A 5,310-nucleotide genomic window follows, 5' to 3' on the forward strand; every position below is an offset into this window, starting at 1 on the left:
TGCATACCAAAAACAAATTACTTATCCAGATATAATGATGAAATTCTACTCTTCTAAGACAAAATTTATATTGTCCCTTTTTTTCTTAAAGTCAATTATTCTTGACAGAATATAATTAGAATCATAATTATATCACATTTTTTCCTGCCATTTAATTTTCAGTAAGATGATAAGCTTTAATCTGCTTATATGTAGCTTAAATGTTTTTATTAAGCTGGAACTGCTCTATTGTGGCTATTCAATAAATTATTACTATTCACCAAACCATAAACTAATCTATTTATGTATAAGACTACTTTTAAAAACACTATTAAAATTTTATATTGTTTATTATTTGTTCTTGCCTCGATAAAAGTTGCTGCTCAGGATAAAGACAATGATCCTGGCAAATTTTTACCAAATATTACTCCCCCTTCTCCGCAGGCATTTAAGTTTGCTATGTATGGCAATACACCAGTAGGTTTATTTACAGGAACACCAAATATTCAGTTACCATTGTTTACTTATATAACAAATAACATTAATGTTCCTTTTGCGATTAATTATTCATCCGGAGGAATTAAAGTTGACGATGTAAATAGTATAACAGGATTGGGATGGAATCTTATAGGTGGTGGTGTTATTACAAGGATCATACGTAATCAGGAAGATGACTATTATGAAGATTATCCATTAAAACATTTTGATATAACCTCTACACCTTCGGATGTTATGAGTAGGTTATACTTTAATTTTTATGGAGAAAATTATGGTAAGGAAAGAGAAAGAGATTTGTTCATGTTCAATTTTATGAATTACTCCGGAAAATTTTATTTTGATGATGACAATAAGGTTGTTTTTTTTGAAAGAAATGATATCCGAATTGAAGTAATCAATAATCCGGGTGATGAGATTTACTCTTTTCTTGTCACAACACCAGACGGAGTAAAATATTTTTTCCAGGAAAAAGAACAAACCATGTTGCGAACTCAGGGTTCCGGACACTCAATACCTTCTATCAAAGTTACAGCATGGTATCTTAATAAAATTGTTCATCCTAAAGGTGAAGAAGTTTATTTTGGGTATAACAATAGCACAAAGGAGTATGTCCAGGGAGAAAGTCAGCAGGCATCAAAATCATATCCATTGATGCAAAATTGCGCACCAGGACAAGGCTACACAAAAGGAATCACTTTTAGTGGAATTTTTTCTCATACTATTAGAATAATAGGGAAGAGTCTTTCGTCCATAACTAGTAATAAGCCTGATTTTGGCAGTGTGTTGTTTGATTATGAAGATAAAATTTCAAGCAATGAGCCTGCCACTGTTATCAAGACAATTACAGTTAAGGGTAAGGCGTTAAACATAATTGAAAAAATCGATTTTGACTATTTAGTAACAAACAATAAAAGGATTTTTTTAAATAGTTTTCATTTTCTGGAAGAAACGAACAAATATGCTTTCAGCTATATTAGCCCTAATAGCTTTCCTGTTCGTTTGTCCAAGAGCCAGGATCATTGGGGATATTTTAATAATGCTAACAATTCGATGTTAATACCAAGAATTCAAGATTATGGTTTTGAAACTTTCGACTATCAGGCGGCGGATCGGGAAGTTAAACAAGGTTATTCGCAAATAGGACTTTTAAACAAAATTATCTATCCTACAAAAGGCTATACAGAATTAACATATGAGCCTAATACTTATTATGGTGAAACAAAACAATATGCACCTCCAGTTCATGAGGGTTTAAGTGTCACAACAGAAAAAGACACATCTCATAGTAGCGCAACACCCAGAATAATTAAGGTTTCAAGCAGTCAAAAAATTAGTTTTGTAGGGGGGATTAGTTTTTATTGTCTTAGTGATCAAGATGATACAGGGAAAAGAGTAGCGACATACAGTGTTTATAATGTTACTCAGCAAAAATCTGAAAACCTTTATTTAACATCAAATAACGGAACTACAACCAGTACTAAATCGATAGCTATGCGAGAGCATATGACATCATATACAAAAAACAGCTATTTTAATGCAGAGGCAAATCAGGAATATAGGGTCAATTTAGCAATAACAGGCAATTGTACTTCAGCGAGCTTAAGTTATAGCTACCGTCCTGGAACTATTAATATTGTACCAGCTAATATACAGATTGGAGGATTAAGAGTAAAACAAACCAAAGATTATTCTCTTTACAAAGATAACCCTGTTATAAAAAATTACAGTTATTCTAAATATAACGAATCAAAATCTTCTGGAGATTTCCTGCAAGAGCCTTATTATGTGAATTTTAGTGATCACGCGAGTTTTTCAGGTGTTAATGATCTGAGCTGCACTGTTACTGACCTGGTTTTAAATTCAAGTAGTGTATCTTCGATGTTCGAAATGGGGTCTAATGTTTTTTACCAATATGTTACCGTTACTGACGGGAGTGATAATTCAAATGGCTGTGAAGAAAATGAATTTATCATCAATAAAGATTATCGGGAAAATATATATACGTTAAGGAGCCTCTCCTAACTCCTACCCTTAAGTTTTTCCCAACTGCGGAAGGGTATGTAGAGGTTTCTGGAAGTTCTTATAAATATATTTACCAGTACAAAGATCATTTGGGTAACATCCGATTGAGTTATGATAAGACACTTGCCATTAAGGAAGAGAGTAATTTCTACCCTTTTGGTCTGAAACAGGAAGGCTATAATACAGTTAAAATTGGTTTTGAGAATAAGTATAAGTACAACGGAAAAGAACTACAGGATGATAGTATTGGTGGCTGGAAGTTGAATTTATACGACTATGGAGCACGTAATTATGACCCTGCAATAGGACGATGGATGAACATTGACCCGCTGGCGGATACATATACTTCAGTTTCTCCTTATAATCATGTTTTAAATAACCCTGTCTTTTATGTTGATCCTGATGGAAAACAAATAGATATAAGTGGTATTTATAAACAAGACAAAAAAGGTAATGATATTCTAGATAAAAGTGGAAATAGAATATTAATTGGATTAAATATTTCTGTAACAGGAAAATTGATAAATGAATCAGGAAAAGTTTTTACAAGTAAGGAATTATCCTCATTTGCAACTCGTTTAAGCAATTCTATTAAAGATTCTTTTTCTAGCGGAAGTGAAAAAGGATTTGCAGTTAATGTAACGACGGATATAACAGTAGCTTCAAGTGCCAACAAATTAAACAAAACTGACCATGCATTTAGAATAGTCGATAATGGCAAGTTACCTGACTCAGATAATCCAGGTAGTTTCCGTCCAATGAATGTAATAGGTCACGCCAGTTTTGGAGAATTAGGGGTTTATATAAATGCAGATATTGTAAGTAACAAAATGGTTCCTGCAAAAACTGGGAAATATGCAGGAACAGGTAAAACAAGTACGGGTGATGCAACTTTAGAAAGAACAGGTTCACATGAATTAGGACATACAGGAACTTTACCACATGTTACTCCAGGGACTATGGATAGTAATTTAATGCACCAAACTTCCAAGCCTAATGCAGGTATGGAATTGACTAAAGCTCAAATTCTCCAAATGAAAGAAGCTTATGATAAAAAATTATTGAATAAAGGAAGACAAAAATATTAACTAACAGAGCCACGAAAACTAGATGCTCATTTTAACAGAATAATTATGGATAAAAAAATCATAACACTAAAATTATGTTTTCTTATTTTATTTTCATGTAATTCTCAAGTTAATAAAACAGAAAAAGACAAAGTTATTGTTCTATACCATATAATTTTTACTAATGGTTTTGGTTCTGATAAAATTGTGTTTGCAATTAACGGTAATGAAATTATTAAATCAGTTTTATTAAGCAGTAAATCGGATGGTATAACTTCTTTAGGATTTAAAATTATTAAAAGAGGAGATGAAGTGATTCTTATAAATAATAGTAGTAATGTTGAGTACATCATCAAAAATAAAGAAAAAATCATTCTAACTGTTACACACCAAGAAAAGATTTATAATTTTCAGCTTAATAAAAAATTAGGAAAGTATATCTTGATAGAATTAAATGAAAATATTATAAAATTTAATCAGCAAGAAAAGCGACCTTTATTTGACTAAAATACCCAGTTGGCCCCTGTCTTGTCCTAAAAAAAAGTTTTTTCCAACCACAGAAGGATATGTCGAAGCAGTATCAGGAAGTTCTTATAAATATATTTACCAGTACAAGGATCATTTGGGTAATATCCGATTGAGTTATAAAAATACAGGCACTACAACCATTCCTGTCTTGCAAATTACAGATGAAAACAACTACTATCCTTTTGGCTTAAAACAAATGGGGTATGGAGCGCCTATTGTTAACTCTAACTATAAGTATAAATACAACGGGAAGGAGCTTCAGGACGAGTTACAGCTTAACATGTACGATATGGAGGCTAGGAACTATGACCCTGCACTCGCAAGATTTACAACATTTGACCCAATTACACATTATAGTCAATCGCCTTATGGTGCTTTTAATGGGAATCCTGTTTATTGGGCTGACCCAAGTGGAATGGCTGGCGAGCATTATAATTGGAATACAGGTGGATATGAAAACGGTTCAGGTCAAAGTATTTCTTTTTCAGCGGCAATGGGAAGTTATGGTTTAAATACAGATGGGAGTACGAAAACTGATGATACTAATAGTTCAACTCGTAGTACGTCAGATGAGTCTACTGGTTCTAATATACATCCTAAAGATGCTTTTGAATATCAGAGAAAATACCCTAGGACTATGAATGTTCTAAGACTACTTCGTGGTTATGTAAAATCAAATCCAAAAATTTTACAGGCATTAGCAGAGTTTTCAGGATATTCAACTATGGAGGTTTTAAGTCAGTTAAAATTTTCCGAAGGAAGCATGACTTTAGACATTAGAGATTTGACTTGGCATTCTCTTCACCCAGAAGGTTTGAATGATAGTAGAACAGAATTTAGTTTAGAAATTTTGAATGCTGAATTTCTAGAAACGCTTAAAACGAATGAAGATATACAGTCTTTCTCTTTCTTTGTTGGTATGACTATACTACATGAATTTGTTCATGCAGGTAGAAAAGCAAATAATATGGATGGTGGTTTGAAAGAAAAAGAAGAAATGGGATGGGGATGGGAAGAACGTAGCTTTGGAGGACAAAGAGTTAATGGTAGTACTTATAAAGAATTGTCAAAAAAATATAATTGGAAATTTAAAGATGAGAATTATAAATACAAATTGCCTCCACTTTTTTAAATAATAATATTAGAAATATGAAAATAAAAAAAATATAATTGTATGTTGCATGCCATTTAATATTAATTGTCTCATGTAAAAAGG

Annotated in this window: 4 protein-coding genes; all 4 read left to right on the plus strand. The window is 32.2% G+C overall.

Annotation, left to right across the window (positions count from 1 at the left end):
* The first annotated feature begins 282 nt into the window (after positions 1–282).
* The 4 genes from DCO46_RS22125 (at position 283) to DCO46_RS23295 (ending at position 5,226) form a co-directional block, all read left to right on the plus strand.
* A complete protein-coding gene (locus tag DCO46_RS22125; protein WP_116754636.1) occupies positions 283–2,499 on the plus strand; it encodes a SpvB/TcaC N-terminal domain-containing protein in 2,217 nt (738 codons plus the stop codon).
* A gap of 104 nt (positions 2,500–2,603) precedes the next feature.
* Entirely contained in the window at positions 2,604–3,587 is a 984-nt protein-coding gene (locus DCO46_RS22130) for an RHS repeat domain-containing protein (protein ID WP_243416386.1), read from the plus strand.
* Between the two features lie 45 nt (positions 3,588–3,632).
* The gene (locus DCO46_RS22135; RefSeq protein WP_116754638.1) at positions 3,633–4,073 is read left to right on the plus strand and encodes a hypothetical protein; all 441 of its coding nucleotides are present in this window, start codon (positions 3,633–3,635) and stop codon (positions 4,071–4,073) included.
* Complete coding sequence (locus DCO46_RS23295; protein WP_243416387.1) at positions 4,066–5,226, plus strand: RHS repeat domain-containing protein; 1,161 nt, start codon at positions 4,066–4,068, stop codon at positions 5,224–5,226. The genes DCO46_RS22135 and DCO46_RS23295 overlap by 8 nt, the downstream gene beginning before the upstream one ends.
* Positions 5,227–5,310 lie beyond the last annotated feature (84 nt).

The organism is Flavobacterium sp. HTF (assembly GCF_003105115.1).
Classification (GTDB): Bacteria; Bacteroidota; Bacteroidia; order Flavobacteriales; family Flavobacteriaceae; genus Flavobacterium.

Coding starts and splice junctions, on each gene's coding strand:
- DCO46_RS22125 (WP_116754636.1), top strand. CDS start 283: ATGTATAAGACTACTTTTAAAAACACTATTAAAATTTTATATTGTTTA.
- DCO46_RS22135 (WP_116754638.1), top strand. CDS start 3,633: ATGGATAAAAAAATCATAACACTAAAATTATGTTTTCTTATTTTATTT.